Origin of the sequence: Streptomyces sp. CAU 1734 (genome assembly GCF_039888735.1) — a bacterium.
GTDB lineage: Bacteria > Actinomycetota > Actinomycetes > Streptomycetales > Streptomycetaceae > Streptomyces.
Map to the genome: position 1 here is coordinate 368,696 of NZ_JBDQQP010000001.1, position 16,302 is coordinate 384,997.

Consider the following 16,302-nt stretch of genomic DNA (forward strand, 5'->3'; position numbering starts at 1 on the left):
CGCACTTCGCAGCCGGGGCCCGCATCCTTTGGGGTGCGGGCCCCGGCTGCGTGTTTCACGGGGTGAGTCCCGCTCCCCGGCCCGGCGGATTTCCGTCCGGCCCGGCGCCCGACAGGCGCATGAACGGCTCCCCATTTCCGGGTGGATTTTCCCGCCGCACGCTCCGGATGCATGTCCGTCAGAGCCACCGAAGCCGGCGCAGGGCCCCCCTCCCGGACCCGAGATTTTCCGGCGACCGCCACGCGGGTCAGTACTCGCGGAGGCGAAATCGCTTTCGTTTTTCATTCGGCTCCTTCTTGCGATTCTCCGCGCAGTTCACCGCTGCGGAATTTCCTTGATACGTGCCGCATCGAGGAAGGTTCCGCATGAACCGCACACGCACGAACGACCGTTTTTCCCGCACCCGTGACAACGGATCCGCCGCCGGCCGGACCGGCAGGGCCACAGGCCGCTCCGGTGGTGCCCCCGGGCGCTCCGGCGGTCCCCGCCGACCGAGCGGGAACAGCCGGCGGCCCGCCTCCCCGCAGGGTGAGTTCGCACTCCCCGTGACGGTCACCCCCGCACTGCCGGCCGTCGAGGCGTTCGCCGATCTCGACATGCCCGCGCCGCTGCTGGCCGCGCTGACCGCCGAGGGTGTCACCGTGCCGTTCCCGATCCAGGGTGCGACGCTGCCGAACACGCTCGCCGGCCGCGACGTCCTCGGGCGGGGCCGCACCGGCTCCGGGAAGACGCTCGCCTTCGGACTCGCGCTGCTCGCCCGCACCGCCGGCCGGCGCGCCGAGCCGGGGCAGCCGCTGGCGCTGGTCCTCGTACCGACGCGCGAGCTGGCGCAGCAGGTCACCGACGCCCTCACGCCGTACGCCCGCTCGCTGCGGCTCCGGCTGGCCACGGTGGTCGGCGGGATGTCGATCGGCCGGCAGGCCGGCGCGCTGCGCGGCGGGGCCGAGGTCGTCGTGGCCACCCCGGGGCGGCTGAAGGACCTCATCGACCGCGGTGACTGCCGGCTGAACCAGGTCGCCGTCACGGTTCTCGACGAGGCCGACCAGATGGCCGACATGGGCTTCATGCCGCAGGTCTCCGCACTCCTCGACCAGGTGCGCCCCGAGGGACAGCGGATGCTGTTCTCGGCCACCCTGGACCGCAATGTGGATCTGCTCGTACGCCGCTATCTGACCGACCCGGTGGTCCACTCCGTCGACCCGTCCGCGGGCGCGGTCACCACCATGGAGCACCACGTACTCCATGTGCACGGCACCGACAAGCAGCGGACGGCGACCGAGATCGCCGCGCGGGACGGCCGGGTGATCATGTTTCTGGACACCAAGCACGCGGTCAACCGGCTGACCGAGCACTTGCTCAACAGCGGGGTACGGGCGGCGGCGCTGCACGGCGGCAAGTCCCAGCCGCAGCGCACCCGCACCCTGGAGCAGTTCAAGACCGGCCATGTGACCGTGCTGGTGGCGACCAATGTCGCCGCGCGCGGCATCCATGTGGACAACCTGGAACTGGTCGTCAATGTGGACCCGCCGACCGACCACAAGGACTATCTGCACCGCGGCGGCCGTACCGCCCGGGCGGGTGAGTCCGGCAGTGTCGTCACCCTGGTCACCCCGAACCAGCGCCGCGACATGGTCCGCCTCATGGCCGACGCGGGGATCCGCCCGGAGACCACTCAGGTGCGCTCGGGCGACGAGGCCCTGAACCGCATCACCGGCGCGCGGACCCCCTCGGGCGTCCCGGTCGTCATCACCGCCCCGGTGACCGAGCGCCCCAAGCGCGGCGGTACGGCTCCCCGGCGCCGGCGCGGCGGCGCCTCGGCGGCCCGGCGCGCGCCCGCGCGGCGCACCGCCCTCCGGCCCGCCGCGTAGCACTCGCACGGCAAGCACGCGTACGGCCACACCCCGGGCGGTCCCCCTCCCGCCCGCTGATCCACCGCACTCCCCCGTATGGACCATCCCCTTCTCCCCTGCGAGGCACCATGCGCTGCGTCATCGCCCGATTCCCGTTCGAATTGACCAGGAGCGGCGTGCTGGAATCGATGAAGTCCGTCAAGCCCGAGCCTGTCGTGGGCGAGTCCGTGATCATCGGCCGCCGGCACTTCCCGGTCAAGCAGGTGGGGCAGGTCATCACCCGCCAGGACCGGCGCGACTTCAGCGCGGGTGAGGTCATCCGGGCCATGACCCTCCTCGGCTTCACCTGCCGCGACACGCCCAAGGCCGCCGCCGCGCCCGTCGCCGGGGACACCCCGCTCCAGCGTGCGTCGGCGATGCTCGGCACCGCCGTGTCCGCCTGACGCCTGACGAACGCCGGATCTCTCCGCCGGCCCGGTCTTCCGGCCGGCGGAGGGGAAGAACACCGAGGGCCCGACCGGCGCGCGCCGGTCGGGCCCTCGGCGCATGCACGCAGACACTCCGCACCGCCATGAGGCGCGACCCGCTCCCGGGTCGCGCCTCTCCGCTGTCGCCACATCCGCCGCCGCCACCGCACCTCTCTGCTGTACACGGTCAAATGCCTCACCGGTGCGGGCCAGAAAATCTACTCTCGCCAAGGTAGACATTCCGTGGTCATGTGCATATGGTTTCTCCCACAGCCAAGGTCGAAGGAGCCCGGCAGAGATGAACTGCCGGGCAGTGATACACGCAGTGCGCAGGTGGGTGCGGCAGTGGAGTTCCGAAGCCGGTTCATGATTTCCGGGATGGCGACGGAACGGACAGCCGCACCGGGTGGCCGCAGGATTCAGGGGCCGCCACGAGCAGTACCCGCATCACGGAAGACCGTCGAGGAACGAACGGAGGAATCGACACCATCAGGATCGTCCGGGCCCGAAGTCTTCGGTCCGGATGCCGCAAGACCCCGGAATGGAAGGTGGTCCCCGGTCACGCATCCACATCCCCGCACACCCGTCCCTCTTCGGGGCGAGACCGCGGATACAGACGGTCGGCGCAGCACTGAAGCCGGCAGATGGTGTTGAATTTCCTTCGGGGCCCTGGTGCCGTACGGCACCGGGGCCCCTCGACGCGTTTCCGGGGAAGCCCAGGAATCCCGAGAAAGAGGTGCAGATGACAGCGGATGATTCGCTCGGCGGACGGCTGGACGACGACGACTACCCCGCCTACACGATGGGACGGGCCGCCGAACTGCTCGGCACCACTCCCGGCTTCCTCCGCGCCATTGGGGAGGCCCGGCTGATCACCCCGCTCCGCTCCGAGGGCGGGCACCGGCGCTACTCCCGCTACCAGCTCCGCATCGCGGCCCGCGCGCGCGAGCTCGTCGACCAGGGCACCCCGGTCGAGGCCGCCTGCCGCATCGTCATCCTTGAGGACCAGCTCGAGGAAGCCCAGCGCATCAACGCGGAATTCCGCCGCGCCGCGGCCACGCCGCACGACAGCTCCCACTGAGCCGCCCGCCCCGCGCCGGCGCCCGGACGGGCAGCCGGCCCGGCGTCATGCGCCGATACCGGTGAGCGGCGGGCCGCGGGCTCAGGAGTCCGGCCCCGCCCGCCGTCCGGCTCACCCCCCGCACGTCCGGCCCGACCATGCGTCCGGCCCGACCATGCGTCCGGCCCACCCGGCTCGCCCCGCCCCGCCGCCGCGCATCCGTGCCCGGCCGGACGCCACCCCGGGCCGTCCTGACGCCCGGGCCGCCGCGGCACCGCTGACGGATTCCCCCCTCCCGCCGGCCGGGACCGGGCCCACCTCCCCCTGAACACCGCTCTCGGCGCCACCGCCGGCCGAACTTCCAACTCCCCTCCCCCACGGGCGACTTCGGCACGACCTCACGCCCGCTCCCGCGCACCGGAACACACCTCTCCGCGCGCCCTTTGACTTTCCGGGCGACCGTCCTCCACAATCGCCCCACACCATTCCACTAACTAACTAGTGAAAGGGGGGGTTGATGAGCAGCGACCCCTACCCCTACGCCGTCGAGGCCCGGGGCCTGGGCCGGAAGTATCTGCGCGGCTGGGCGGTGCGCGAGGTCTCCTTCCGGCTTCCCACCGGGTGCGTCAGTGCGCTCGTCGGCCCCAACGGTGCGGGAAAGTCGACACTCCTCCGCATGGCCGCACGGCTCCAGCGGCCGACCGCCGGGGAGCTCCGGCTGTTCGGCATGGAGGTGGACGACCCGGCCGTACTGGAACATGTCGCCTTCGTCGACCAGGAACGCCCCCTCTACAAGGGATTCAGCGTCGCCGATACCCTGCGCCTGGGCCGCGAGCTCAATCCCGGCTGGGACCAGGCCGCCGCCGAGCGGATCGTGGAGGCCGGGAACGTCCCCTTCGACGCCCGTGTCGGCACGCTCTCCTCGGGCCAGCGCACCCGGGTCGCACTGGCACTGGCGCTCGCCAAACGGGCCCGGCTCCTGCTCCTCGACGAGCCCATGGCGGATCTCGACCCGCTGGCACGCCACGAACTCTCCTCGCTGCTGCTCGCGGAGGCCGTCGAGCGCGGACTGACCGTACTGATGTCCTCGCACCTCCTCTCCGAACTGGAGGACATGTGCGATCACCTGGTCGTCGTCGCGGGCGGCCGGCTGAGAATGGCCGGCCGCACGGAGCAGCTGCTGCCGGCGCACCGGCTGGTCACCGGCCTCGCCGATCCGGGGACGGGCCCCGACGGCGTACTGCCGGGCCGGTTCGCGGAGCGGCACATCGTGATCGACTCGCGTTGTACGGGGCGCCAGTTCACCGCTCTGATCAGGCCGGGAGCGGAGCTGGACGACTCCTGCCAGAGCGTGGAACCCACTCTTGAGGAGGTACTCCTCGGCTATCTGCGCTCGCCCGGCGCGCCCGCGCTGATCGCACCCGACGCCCGGGTGCCGGCCTCCTCCGTACCCGCTCCGCCGAAGGCATCCACCGCACGGAAGGGCGGAAACGCATGAGCACCCCGACCACCACCATCGCCGGCCCCGCCGGCACCGGGCGCCGAAGCCTTCTGCGCGGTATGAGCTGGGTGGTGTGGCGGCGCAATCGCACCGCTCTGCTGCTGATGCTCGCCGTCACCGCCGTGTTCTGCGCCCTCAGCCTCTATGAGCGGATCGGGCTGATGGACTTCCTCGACGCGCAGCAGGGCGTGAAGGAGGCGGGCGGACTCCCCGAGTCGCCGAAGTCGTTCATCAACAACGGGACCTTCGCGATCGGCTTCCTGCCGATCGTCATCGGAGTCTTCCTCGGCGCCCCGCTGCTGGCCGCCGAGGAGGAGAGCGGCACTCTGCGGCTCACCATGACGCAGTCCACCGGCCGGCTGCGGGTCATCGCGTCGACCCTGGCGGTGCCGCTGCTCGCCGTGCTCCTGTGCACCACCCTGATCGCCGCCGCGTTCACCGCGCTGTGGTCGCCGGCGAGGAATGTGTACATGGGCGGGGACTGGTGGGTCTCCGGAATCGTGGCCACGACGGGCCCGATGCCGGTGGCGCTGAGTCTCTTCTCGGCCGCTGTCGGCATCACCGCCGGGGCCTTTCTGCGCCGCTCGGTGCCCGCGATGGCGCTCACTTTCGTCATCCTCGCGCTGGGGGCCATCTTCATGGTGCAGCGCGTCGCGAACTGGCTCGCCGACCCGCATCTGCTCTCCTACCCGATCAACAGCGAGCAGCCGCCGCTGAAGACCGGCCAGGTGCAGATCGACCGCTGGTTCGGCACCGCGGACGGAGAGCTCTTCGGTTACGGCAACTGCGCCCTCCCGACGGAGAAGGCGACGGAGGAGTGCTACTCCCGGCTCGGCATCATCAACGACGTGGTGGGCTATCTGGAGTACGGGCAGCTCGGCACCATCCAGTGGACCATGGCGGCGATACTGCTGTCGGCGACTGCGATGCTGATCGCCGTCACGGTGTGGTGGACACGCCGCAAGTCGCTGTGAGGCGGAACGTGGGAAGAGTGGAGCGGTAACCGTGGTCGAATTCCGGATCGACCGGCGCAGCGGGGTCGCCACCTATCTTCAGATCGTTCAGCAGGTGAAGCAGGCGCTGCGGCTCGGTGTCCTGGTGGAGGGCGACCGGCTGCCGACGGCCGCACAGGTGGCCGCGTCCACCAGGGTGAATCCCAACACCACGCTCAAGGCGTACCGGGAGCTGGAACGCGAGGGTCTGGTCGAGCCCCGACCCGGCGTCGGCACCTTCGTCAGCCGGTCGATGACCCTGATGCCGTCCCAGGACGGGGAGCGGCTCTCGGTCGAACTGGCCTCCTGGATGGAGGAGGCGCGGGCGGCGGGGTTCGAGCGCGAGGACGTGCGCGCGCTGATGAACGCGACGCTGGACGAGCGGTTCCCTGCCGAGCCCGGGTGAGCCGGGTGAGCCGGGGGTGGCGGCCCGGCGCTCCGGAAGGCCGGGGCGCGGGGGCGATAATGCCGGCATGGGAAACGCCCTCGACCGTCCCGGCCGGATGAATCCGACCGCGTCCCAGCGGCGGCTCGTCGCCGATGTTCTCGCCATCGGGGCCCCCTATCCGCTGCTGCTCGCGGGGGAGTACGCGGCCGGGGCTCATGGGCTGCCCGCGCGGATCGGGCGGGAGCTCGATGTCGTCACCGACAATCCCCAGCCCATGGCGGTCATCGCCGCGACCGTCCGCACCGAACTGGAGCTGCGCGGCCGGCGGGTCACCGCGCCGGAGGCGACACCGCTCTCGGCCCGGCTGATCGTCACCGACCCCTTCGACGAACCCGGTCTCGGGACCGGCCCGGGCACCGGGTCCGCCGGCGGGTACACGCTTCAGATCCTGAAGGAGACGCTCTGGCAGCCGCCGGTGCAGACCGAGCACGGGCTGGTGCTCTCCCTGGAGGACGTGGCCGGGACCCGGGTCCGTGCGCTGGCCGGGTTCGGGCTCGCGCGCGATCTGATCGCCGTACGCGCCGTGTCGGACCGGTGGAGCCTGATCGAGCTGGAGGAGCTGGGGCGGCGCCACTCCCGTGACACCTTCGATCTCACCGATCTCCAGGCCCGGCTCACCGGGATCGACTGGATCGCCCCCGGGGAGTTCGCGGCGTACGGGGTCGGCGGCGACGAGGGCATCGGCGCGCTCGGGCGGTGGGCGCAGGAGTGGGCCGACGACATCGCGGAACGGCTGATGGAGACGGAGACCCCGGAGGACTGACACCGGGTGCGCCGGATCTGAGGGAGCTCCGCGGCGGGGCGGCCGGTGTCCCTCTCAGTGGTCGTCGCCCGCGGAGAGCTGGAGCGATTCGAGCTTGCGGCCGTGGCGCCGGTAGCTGGCGCCGGTGAGGGTGATCACCTCGGCGTGGTGGGCGAGCCGGTCGGTCATGGCCCTGGTGAGCGGGGTGTCGCCGAACACCTCGCTCCAGCGGCCGAAGGGCTGGTCGCCGGTGACGATGAGCGAGCCGCGCTCGTACCGGTGCGAGATGAGACGGAAGAACAGACCGGCCGTCTCACCGCCGAACGGGAGATAGCCGATCTCGTCGATGATCAGGAGCTCATGGCGGTCGAGCCCGGAGAGCTCATCGGCGAGGCGGCCGGCGGCCTCGGCCCGGCCGAGGCGGCTCGCCCACTCCGCGGCGGTGGCGAACTGCACCCGGTGGCCCGCCTGGCAGGCCCGGATGCCGAGGGCGATGGCCAGATGGGTCTTGCCGGTGCCGGGCGGGCCCAGGAAGACCGCGTTCTCGTGCTCGGCGATGAAGTCGGTCTTGCCGAGACGGCTGACGATCTCCCAGTCCAGGGAGCGCTGGTGCTCGCGGTCGAACTCCTCCAGGGTCTTGCGGGCGGGGAACCCGGCGGCGCGGACCCGGGCCTCGACTCCGGGTGCCCCGGTCGCCGCCCGGCCCGCGCTGGTGGTCGTGTAGCGGTCGGTGGCCGGGGCCGGGATGTTCACCGGCCGGCCGGCGCCGTCCGCCGCCTCGGCGGATTCCCGCGATCCCGCGCTCTCGTGTCCGGACGGCTCCCCGGCGCGCTCCGCGTGCCCGGGCGAGGTGGCGAATTCGGCCGGTGTCGCGGTGTGGTGGTCCTTGCGGGGCGTCTCGGCCGCACCGTGGCCGTTGGACTCCATGGGGCCGGACATATAGGCGAGGATCGCGGCCGAGGCGATGAAGGCCATATGGATCACGGTCCCCCACAGCAGCGAGTGCCGTGAGGTGTGGCCGACGTCCACGAACATCTGGAGCAGATGGACGGAGGAGATGCCCACGATCGCGGTCGCGAGCTTCACCTTCAGCACATTGGAGTTGACGTGCGACAGCCACTCGGGCTGATCGCGGTGGCCCTGGAGACCGATGCGCGAGACGAAGGTCTCGTAACCCCCCACGATGACCATGATCAGCAGGTTGGCGATCATCACCACGTCGACGAGCTTGAGGACCGCGAGCATCACATAGGTCTCATTGGCCTGCCCGGTGACGACATGCAGGATCAGGCTCCACAACTCATTGAAGAATTTGTAGACATATACCCCCTGTGCCGCCACCAGGCCGAAATACAGAGGTGCTTGGAGCCATCGGGTGGCGAAAAGGGCGTATCCGAGCGATGAGGCGGCAATACTCCGGACATCCGGCTTGGGTGATACCGGCGGGGTGGCGTGATGGAGCATCGGAATCTCCAGGCGGAGTCATGGCGACGGACGGGAATCGCCCGCGGTATATGACCCTCAACGACCTGGCCCGCCATGGCGTAACGGACTGTCCGGTGGCGATAACTCGCCATGTCCGTACGGCTGATGGGGTGCGCGGAATGGTGACGGGGGGATGGGCGCCGGCGTGACGGGCAGCGGGACCGCCCGCGTACACCGGACCCGGGCAGGAGGAAGGGCCGGCCGGTGTGGATCACCGACCGGCCCCGTGTGGGCCCGAGTCCGGGTTGCGGCTCCGGTTCCCGGTTCCGGTTCCGGATCCGGATGCGGATGCGGATGCGGATGCGCCGGGAATTCGCTAGCGGACGTCGATGCCGTCGCCCGTGGCGTTCACCGCGGGGGTGGTGGCCGTACCGGCGAAGCTGTAGCGGTAGTAGCCGTCCGCGGATGCCTTCACCGTGGTCCGCAGCTTGCCCTTGCTGTCGGTCTTCACCGTCTTGACGGTGGTGTACGCCTTGGCGTTCTTCTTGCGGAACTGAAGCTTCACCGGCTGGGCGGTGTAGCCCGAGTAGGTGCCGTAGTCCCAATTGGCCCGGGTGAGGGCGCCGGTCACGGTGAGGGTCTTGCCCTTCTTGACCGGCTCGGGGGTGGCGTTGACCGTCAGCTTGGACAGGCGCTGGATCGCGAACGACTTCACATTGTCCTCCAGGAGGAGGTCGAAGTCGGTGCCGAAGGCGATGACGGAGACCTTCCAGGCACCGGCGTCGTCGTTGTAGATGTCCCACTCGGGGTCGACGGTGAAGGTCTGCTTGCAGACCACCTTGACACCCTTGCCGCAGGTGGCGCTCTTGTCGGAGATGATCATCGCGTCGGGGTTCCGGAAGCTGCTGCCGTGCCACAGCTCGGCGTCGGCCGAGTCGACACCCGAGGCGTCGCTGATGGTGAAGGTGACCGTGACCTTCTTCGCCGCGGTGGCGCCGACCACCAGGGGCTTGCCCGCGTTGACGGAGACACTGGAGATCTTGATGTCGCCGTCGGACTGCGCGCCGGCGGCGAACGCCGCGCGGGGAGAGGCGTACCTCGGGTTCTCCTCCGCCTGCGCGGTGGGAGCGGCGAGCGCGGTGATGGCCATGGCGCCGGTCACAGCGGCGGCGGATGCACGAAGGCGCATAAGTTTCCCGGGTTCGAGAGGGGCCCTGAGCGTCGCGCGAACAGCGTGCATACGGCATCCGGGGCCCGGTGGTCAGTAGGAGTCTGTTGACTCACTGAATCCGACGGCGAACTCCGGCGAATGGTTGTACGGGAAAACAAACTTCCGCGCGGAATGGGCGGTGGCCGTGGCAGTGGGAGTGGGAGTGGCGGTACCGCCGGACGGGGTGATTTCCGCGTCCGTCTCGATTCGGCGTTCGCGGCGGTTCCGCTGCGCGGCCGGCGGGTTCGTTCCGTCGCACGGGTCCGCACGGTTGGGTTCCGTCGCACGGGTCCGCGCGGTTCGGTTCCGTTCCGCTGTCCGCACGGTTCGGTTCCGTTCGGGGAATCGGCGGCCCGGGCACCCGCACCGGCCGAGGCGGGCCCGCCCCCGCCGTACCCCGCCCGGACGACCCCGGATGCCGGGGCGGGCGAGTACCGGCAGGGTGGCCTTGCACCGCGATTTCCCGCACAGACAAGGACCGCCATGTCCGTGACCCGCCACCGGCCGCTCACCGGCGCCGCCGCGGCAGTACTGCTGGCCCTCGCCGTCACCGGCTGCTCCGGCCTGGGGCGCACCGCCGTGGGCACGGTGTCCTACGACACCGCCGACCACAAACACGTGACGGTCTCGAACCCGCTGGTGGTGGGCTGTCACCAGCTCGTCCCGGCCGGTGCCGTGGGGGTGCTCAACGACACCCTGGTCGACATCATCATGTACCCGACCACCGACTGCTCCGGCGGCGACTCGATCTACATCGCGAGCAAGACCTCCGACACCCGGGCGCCCCGCGCGAAGTCCTGGCGCAGCTACTCACTCGTGCACTGAGCGGCCCGCCGGGACCCCGCGGCGGGGCGCCGCCGGGCTCACTCGCCGCCGGAGCGGACCACCGCGACCGGGCAGTGCGCGTGGTGCAGCAGCGCCTGGCTGACCGATCCGAGCAGCAGTCCCGCGAATCCGCCGCGTCCGCGCGCGCCCACCACCAGCAGTTGGGCCTCCTCGCTCGCCTCGATCAGCGCCGGGCGGACCCGGCCCCTGATCAGCCGGCGCTCCACGCCGACCTCGGGGTACTTCTCCCGGAGCCCGGCGATGGCCTCGGCCAGCACCCGCTCCTCCGTGCCCCGGAGCCGTCCGGCGTCGCCGACCAGATTCTGCGGATGGCCGGGGTCGTCGTCACCCGGTTCGGTCCACTCGTTCCAGGCGTGCAGGGCGACCAGCCCCACCCCGCGCAGGGACGCCTCGGCGAAGGCGAACTCCACCGCCCCGGCCGCCTCCGGGGAGCCGTCCACGGCCAGCAGTACGGGACCCTCTCGGTCCGGTTCACCGCGTACCACCAGGACCGGGCAGCGGCCGTGGGCCGCGAGGTGCACGGCCGTGGAGCCCACCAGCAGTCCGATGAATCCGCCCATGCCCCGGCTGCCGACGACCGCCAGCGACGCGGTGCGCGAGCGCTCCTCCAGTACGGTCAGGGGCTCGCCCGTGACGATCTCCCCGGTGACCGCGACTCCGGGCGCCACATCGCGGGCGCGGGTCACCGCCTCGTCCAGGGTGCGCTCGGCGAGATTCCGCAGTCCGCCGTCGCGCGGGCCCACGGCCGCCGGGCCGAGCGGCACCTTCATGGCGGGCCAGATGAAGGCATGCACCACCCGCAGGCCGGTGCCGCGCAGCTTCGCCTCCCGGGCCGCGGTCTCCACGGCGGCGAGGCTCGAGGCCGAGCCGTCCACTCCCACCACGACCGGACCGTTCGCGTTCATCACAGCGCTCCCATCTCCCGCTCGGCGGGCCGGGCCGCCGAGCCGTGCCGCGTTCCGTACGCGGTGGGACCGGCGTCGCCCGCCTGCCTGTGCTGCCTGCTCTGGTGTCCTGCGCCTTCAGTCTTCTCCCGCCCGGCGGTGCCCGCCATGGGCCGAATGGCCATGGCCGACGGGCCCATCTGCCCCCGGCGGGCGGCCGGGAGACCCGCCCCGGTGAGTACGGCGGCCCCGCCCATCCGGCCCATTCCGACATGCGGCCGGCGCCGATGGGAGGTCGACTGAACCGGATCGGGTCGGGCGGCCAGGAGGAGTGGAGACATGGGCGGAAGCGGACATGGACGGGGACGGGCGCACGGGCGCGGGCGCCGGGCGCGGGTGATCGCGTCGGCCGGGCTGGTGGCCGTGGTGTCGTTCACGGCGGCCGGATGTTCCGACGACGGCGGCAGTCCCGCCGATGTGGTCTCCCAGGCGGCGTCCGCGGTGGCCTCGGCCGGCTCGAAGGTGACCGGCGCGGCGTCGGCCGCCGCCTCCCAGGCTTCCGCGGCGGTCGCCTCGGCAACCGCCGCGGCGGGGAAGAAGCTCGAGGACATCAAGGGCGGTGTCGATGTCAAGGACGCGGTCACCCTCGGCTCGCCGGGCAAGAGCTCGGACGGCCGGGCGACGGTCCCGGTGAAGGTGAAGAACACCGCCGACTCGGCCAAGACCTTCGCCGTACAGGTCAACTTCAGGGACAGCGGGGGCAATCTGCTGGACGCGGTGGTGGTCACCATCGACGGTGTGGCGGCCGGGAAGTCCGGGGACGGAACCGCGCGGAGCAATCGCTCGCTCTCCGGCGATGTGCGGACGGAGGTCGGCACGGCGGTCCGGTACTGAGCGCGCGCACGCACTGAGCCCGTGCGCGGACCGAGCCCTCCCGGCCGTACGGCGTACGGCGCCGGTTCCGTGCGGCGGTCGTCAGTCCGCGGTCCGCGCCGGCTCCGACCAGCCCTGGCCGCGCAGGACCGACGCCACATCCGGGGCCCGGTAGTGCTCCCCCTTCAGCACCTTGCCGTCCGCCCGGAGCACCGGAGTGCCGTCGGGGCCGAGCTTGGTCATGTTCGCGCGGTGCACCTCGGCGATCACCTGGTCCAGATCGATGCCGTGGACCAGAGCGGTGCCGTACGCCACGTACACCACATCGGCCAGCTCGTGCGCCAGGCTGGGCAGCGGCCCGGTGACGGAGACCTCGGCCACCTCGGCGGCCTCCTCCGTGAGGAGATCGCGGCGCTGGACGGCCAGTGACGGCGGGATCTCCGTGGGGGTGTCCCGGGCGTCCAGCCCGAACGCATGGTGGAACTCACTGACCAGGGCGGCGGGCGACTGCTGCATTCCGCCGACTCTACCGGGGCCCGGGAAGCGCTCCCCCGCCTCATCCTCCCGGGGAGTGGAAGGCCGCCCGGTACGCCTGCGGGGAGACCCCGGTGAGCCGGGCGAAGTGCTGGCGGAAGGTCGAGGGCGCGCCGAAGCCCGTCTCGCAGGCGATCCGTTCGACCGGGATCGCGGTGGTCTCCAGCAGCTGCCGCGCCCGGTTGACGCGGGCCCGCAGCAGCCACTGGAGCGGGGTGGTCCCCGTCTGCGCGCGGAAGTGCCGGTTGAGGCTGCGGGCGCTCATCGCCGCCTGGCGGGCGATGTCCTCCAGCGTCAGCGGCTCGTGCAGCCGCGACTCCAGCCACCGGAGTGTGGGCTGGAGTGCGCTGTCCCGGTCGGCGGGGACCGGATGCTCGATGAACTGGCTCTGCCCGCCGTCCCGCTGGAGCGGCATGACGGTGCGCCGGGCGGTGGCGGCGGCGACCGCGGCGCCCAGGTCGCGGCGGACCAGATGGAGGCAGAGATCGAGCACGGCGGCCACCCCCGCCGAGGTGATCACCCGGCCGTTGTCGATGTAGAGGCTGCCGCCGTCGACCTCCACCGCCGGGTACCGGGCGGCCAGTTCGTCCGCCTGCGTCCAGTGGGTGGTGGCGCGCAGGCCGTCGAGCAGGCCGGTCGCCGCGAGGGTGAACGCCCCGACGCAGACGGAGGCGATCCGGGCGCCGCGCGCGCCGGCCGCGCGCAGTCCGGCGAGGACGGCGGGCGGCGGCTCGGCCAGGAAGCCCGCATGGCCGGGGATCATGACCGTGTCCGCGTCGGCGAGCGCCTCCAGGCCCCAGGGGGTCTCCATCCGGAAGCCGCCGAAGGAGTCGTCCGTGCGGACCGACCGGCCCTCGGCGCAGACGCGCAGGGTGTAGTGGGGGCGGCCCGCCGCGTCGTTGGCGGTGCCGAAGATCTGTCCCGGTGCGGCGAGCTCGAAGGGCAGAACCCCGTCGAGCGCCAGCAGTGCGACAACCGTCATGGCAGGAATCTAGCGGGTGATGGGGTTCCCGCCATCGCCGGGCGCCATCGCGAGGCGTCGTCGCGGGGCTTCGTCCGGCAGAATCCGGCGGAATCCGGCGGAATCCGGCGGAATCCGGGAGGGCTGGGGGCTACGCGGTGTGGCGGTTCGGCCGGGTGAGCCAGAGCCCCGTACCCGAGCCCAGCACCAGGACGCCGGAGGCGACCTTGGCGGCGATCTCGGCGCCGGTGCCGAGATCGGCGAAGGTGGTCGACCAGACATTGACGGCGATGCCGAGCGCGAACAGCAGCCAGAGCGCGGACCTCATGGGTGATATCTCCTCGAAGGGGGTCGGGGTGGCGCGACCGCGGGTCGGGCGGTACGCGGTGAACGTGCCGTCCGGCGGTGGTTCCATCCTCGCCGCGCGGACACCGTCCGGTCAGCGGTGCGGACCCCCCGGTCCGGGGTGTAGCGGGCTCCACCGCGCGTTCCGTGCCTGGTCACCTAGCATGACCTGACCGGACGACCGAGGAGACGGGGCGCGGTATGGGCGAGGAGATCCGCCGGGCCACCCGGGCATCGGCGCATCTGGTGACCGGTGCCGGGATCGCGCTGCTCTGCCAGATCATGGCCGCCTTTCTGGCGGTCACCGCGATTCTCACCGTCGCCGTGTTCGGCGCCGGTGTGCTGCCCGAGACCGTACTGGCGCTGCGCCGACTGGCCGGTCTGGAACGGCGCCGTACCGCCGAGTGGTCCGGGAAGCCGGTGCCGGAGGCGTACGAACCGCTGACCGGGCCGCTGCGGGAGCGGATCCGGACGGCGGTCACCGACCCGGCCACCCGGCGCGATCTGATCTGGGGCGCGGCGCAGATCGTCTACGGCATCGTCCTGTTCTCGGTGGCGCTGACCCTGTGGCCCTTCGCGCTGCTGGTGGACTTCTTCTGGTGGGGGCTGGCGGGACGCCGGTGCCTGCTGCTGCCGCTGATCACCCGGCTCGCGGAGCTGGAGGCGGGCTGGTCGCGCGCCCTGCTGCTGCCCTCGCCCCGGGCCCGGCTCTCCCGCCGGATCGAGCAGCTGACGGTGACCCGGGCGGAGGCGGTGGCCGCGCAGGGCGCCGAGCTGCGGCGGATCGAGCGCGATCTGCACGACGGCGCGCAGGCCAATCTCGTCGCGCTCTCCATGCGGCTGGGGCTGGCCCGGCGGCTGCACGCCTCCGACCCCGACGCCGCCCTGCGGATGCTGGAGCAGGCCCAGGACCAGGCGGAGACCGCGCTCACCGAACTGCGGCACGTGGTGCGCGGGATCCATCCGCCGATCCTCACCGACCGGGGCCTCGTCGGGGCGGTGCGGGCGCTGGCCGCCGGGAGCGGTCTTGAGGTCGCGGTGGACACCGGCGGCGCGGAGGACGGGCCGCGGGCGCCGGCGGCCGTGGAGGCCGCCGCGTACTTCGCCGTCGCCGAGGCGCTGACCAACGCGGCCAAGCACAGCGGGAGTCCGCGTGCCGCCGTGGAGCTGCGGCGCGGGCCCGGCAGGCTGTGGATACGGGTGCGGGACGAGGGGCACGGCGGCGCGGACGAGCGCGGCGGCTCCGGTCTGGTCGGGCTGCGGCGCCGGATCGCCGCGCTGGATGGGACCGTGGATGTGAGCAGCCCCGCCGGGGGGCCGACCGTGATCGAAGTGGAGCTGCCGTGCGCGTGGTGATAGCCGAGGACAACGCCCTGCTGCGGGAGGGCCTGATCCTGCTGCTGAGCTCATCGGGGCACGAGGTGGCCGGGGTCGCCTCGACCGGCCCGGAGGTGCTGCCGCTGCTGCTGGAGCACCGCCCGGATATCGCCGTGCTCGATGTCCGGATGCCGCCCGGCTTCCGCGACGAGGGCCTGCGGGCCGCGCTCGCCGCCCGGCGGGAGCTGCCGGATCTGCCGGTGCTGGTGCTCTCGCAGTACGTGGAGGAGACCTACGCGGCCGAGCTGCTGAGCGGCGGGGCGCGCGGGGTCGGCTATCTGCTCAAGGACCGGGTGGGCCGGGTGGACGAGTTCCTGGACGCTCTGGAACGGGTCGCGGGCGGCGGGACCGCGCTCGACCCGGAGGTGGTGACCGAGCTGCTCTCCCGGCGCCGGGACTGTCCGCTGGAGGTGCTGACCCCGCGCGAGCGGGAGGTGCTGGAGCTGATGGCGCAGGGGCACGGCAACGGCACGATCGCGGACTCGCTGACGATCACCGAGCGTTCGGTGCACAAGCACATCGGCAATGTGTTCGCGAAGCTCGGCCTGCCGCCGGGCGAGTCCGGCGGGCACCGGCGGGTACTGGCCGTGCTGGCGTACCTGAACGCGTAGCCGCGTCTCCGCCCGGAGGGCGGCAGGGGCGGGGGCCGGCCCCCGCCGGGTGCGGGCCGCCCCGGCACACCTCGGCGCGTGACGGCGGCCCGCCGCCGGGCGAGGCCGGCGCACCTCGCCCCCTCGCCGATGTGCCCGCGGTCCCGCGTCCCTCCCGCAACCGGCGGCAGCGGCCG

The 16,302-nt window shown here is 72.2% G+C and carries 18 protein-coding genes; 11 read left to right on the forward strand and 7 right to left on the reverse strand.

The genetic code is table 11. The annotated features are described in order from the left end of the window. Nucleotides 1–365 precede the first annotated feature (365 nt). The 7 genes from AAFN69_RS01450 (at nucleotide 366) to AAFN69_RS01480 (ending at nucleotide 7,081) form a co-directional block, all read left to right on the forward strand. Complete coding sequence (locus AAFN69_RS01450) at nucleotides 366–1,868, forward strand: DEAD/DEAH box helicase (RefSeq protein ID WP_347726358.1); 1,503 nt, start codon at nucleotides 366–368, stop codon at nucleotides 1,866–1,868. A 110-nt stretch (nucleotides 1,869–1,978) separates the two neighbouring features. Continuing rightward, the gene (locus tag AAFN69_RS01455) at nucleotides 1,979–2,293 is read left to right on the forward strand and encodes an SCO5918 family protein (RefSeq protein WP_347726359.1); all 315 of its coding nucleotides are present in this window, start codon (nucleotides 1,979–1,981) and stop codon (nucleotides 2,291–2,293) included. A gap of 766 nt (nucleotides 2,294–3,059) precedes the next feature. Further along, complete coding sequence (locus tag AAFN69_RS01460; protein WP_347726360.1) at nucleotides 3,060–3,398, forward strand: MerR family transcriptional regulator; 339 nt, start codon at nucleotides 3,060–3,062, stop codon at nucleotides 3,396–3,398. A 496-nt stretch (nucleotides 3,399–3,894) separates the two neighbouring features. Next, nucleotides 3,895–4,875, forward strand: a complete 981-nt coding sequence (locus tag AAFN69_RS01465) for an ABC transporter ATP-binding protein (RefSeq protein WP_347726361.1) — start codon at nucleotides 3,895–3,897, stop codon at nucleotides 4,873–4,875. After that, on the forward strand, nucleotides 4,872–5,852 hold the full coding sequence (locus tag AAFN69_RS01470) for an ABC transporter permease subunit (protein WP_347726362.1): 981 nt from the start codon (nucleotides 4,872–4,874) through the stop codon (nucleotides 5,850–5,852). Before AAFN69_RS01465 ends, AAFN69_RS01470 begins: the two co-directional genes overlap by 4 nt. A 31-nt stretch (nucleotides 5,853–5,883) precedes the next feature. Continuing rightward, nucleotides 5,884–6,276 (forward strand): GntR family transcriptional regulator, encoded by a 393-nt coding sequence (locus tag AAFN69_RS01475; RefSeq protein ID WP_347726363.1) that lies wholly within the window; start codon nucleotides 5,884–5,886, stop codon nucleotides 6,274–6,276. A gap of 97 nt (nucleotides 6,277–6,373) precedes the next feature. Further along, nucleotides 6,374–7,081 (forward strand): hypothetical protein, encoded by a 708-nt coding sequence (locus tag AAFN69_RS01480; protein ID WP_347726761.1) that lies wholly within the window; start codon nucleotides 6,374–6,376, stop codon nucleotides 7,079–7,081. A 54-nt stretch (nucleotides 7,082–7,135) separates the two neighbouring features. On the opposite strand, the gene istB is transcribed toward AAFN69_RS01480, so the two are convergent. Further along, a complete protein-coding gene (gene istB / locus AAFN69_RS01485) occupies nucleotides 7,136–8,524 on the reverse strand; it encodes an IS21-like element helper ATPase IstB (protein ID WP_347726364.1) in 1,389 nt (462 codons plus the stop codon). A gap of 337 nt (nucleotides 8,525–8,861) precedes the next feature. Continuing rightward, a complete protein-coding gene (locus tag AAFN69_RS01490) occupies nucleotides 8,862–9,674 on the reverse strand; it encodes a calcium-binding protein (protein ID WP_347726365.1) in 813 nt (270 codons plus the stop codon). 504 nt (nucleotides 9,675–10,178) lie between these two features. Between AAFN69_RS01490 and AAFN69_RS01495 the strand changes: the two genes are divergently transcribed. Next, on the forward strand, nucleotides 10,179–10,520 hold the full coding sequence (locus tag AAFN69_RS01495) for a hypothetical protein (protein ID WP_347726366.1): 342 nt from the start codon (nucleotides 10,179–10,181) through the stop codon (nucleotides 10,518–10,520). Between the two features lie 38 nt (nucleotides 10,521–10,558). On the opposite strand, the gene AAFN69_RS01500 is transcribed toward AAFN69_RS01495, so the two are convergent. After that, nucleotides 10,559–11,446, reverse strand: a complete 888-nt coding sequence (locus AAFN69_RS01500; RefSeq protein WP_347726367.1) for a universal stress protein — start codon at nucleotides 11,444–11,446, stop codon at nucleotides 10,559–10,561. Then, nucleotides 11,446–11,766, reverse strand: coding sequence for a hypothetical protein (locus AAFN69_RS01505; protein ID WP_347726368.1), 321 nt, complete (start codon nucleotides 11,764–11,766; stop codon nucleotides 11,446–11,448). The genes AAFN69_RS01500 and AAFN69_RS01505 overlap by 1 nt, the downstream gene beginning before the upstream one ends. On the opposite strand from AAFN69_RS01505, the gene AAFN69_RS01510 reads away from it, so the two are divergent. After that, the gene (locus AAFN69_RS01510) at nucleotides 11,765–12,319 is read left to right on the forward strand and encodes a hypothetical protein (RefSeq protein WP_347726369.1); all 555 of its coding nucleotides are present in this window, start codon (nucleotides 11,765–11,767) and stop codon (nucleotides 12,317–12,319) included. The two genes, AAFN69_RS01505 and AAFN69_RS01510, sit on opposite strands and share 2 nt — an antisense overlap. Nucleotides 12,320–12,400: 81 nt before the next feature. Here the strand turns inward: AAFN69_RS01510 and AAFN69_RS01515 are convergent, their stop codons facing one another. From AAFN69_RS01515 to AAFN69_RS01525, 3 genes are all read right to left on the reverse strand, one after another. Next, nucleotides 12,401–12,814: a MazG nucleotide pyrophosphohydrolase domain-containing protein gene (locus AAFN69_RS01515; RefSeq protein WP_347726370.1), complete on the reverse strand. Its 414-nt coding sequence runs from the start codon at nucleotides 12,812–12,814 to the stop codon at nucleotides 12,401–12,403. A gap of 40 nt (nucleotides 12,815–12,854) precedes the next feature. Then, on the reverse strand, nucleotides 12,855–13,814 hold the full coding sequence (locus AAFN69_RS01520) for a helix-turn-helix domain-containing protein (protein ID WP_347726371.1): 960 nt from the start codon (nucleotides 13,812–13,814) through the stop codon (nucleotides 12,855–12,857). A 130-nt stretch (nucleotides 13,815–13,944) separates the two neighbouring features. Beyond that, nucleotides 13,945–14,121 carry a hypothetical protein gene (locus AAFN69_RS01525; RefSeq protein ID WP_347726372.1) on the reverse strand — a complete coding sequence of 59 codons (177 nt, stop codon included), beginning with the start codon at nucleotides 14,119–14,121 and terminating at the stop codon, nucleotides 13,945–13,947. A 218-nt stretch (nucleotides 14,122–14,339) separates the two neighbouring features. On the opposite strand from AAFN69_RS01525, the gene AAFN69_RS01530 reads away from it, so the two are divergent. Both AAFN69_RS01530 and AAFN69_RS01535 read left to right on the forward strand, forming a co-directional pair. After that, nucleotides 14,340–15,494, forward strand: coding sequence for a sensor domain-containing protein (locus AAFN69_RS01530; protein ID WP_347726373.1), 1,155 nt, complete (start codon nucleotides 14,340–14,342; stop codon nucleotides 15,492–15,494). Beyond that, nucleotides 15,482–16,126 (forward strand): response regulator transcription factor, encoded by a 645-nt coding sequence (locus tag AAFN69_RS01535; protein ID WP_347726374.1) that lies wholly within the window; start codon nucleotides 15,482–15,484, stop codon nucleotides 16,124–16,126. Before AAFN69_RS01530 ends, AAFN69_RS01535 begins: the two co-directional genes overlap by 13 nt. Nucleotides 16,127–16,302: the final 176 nt, after the last annotated feature.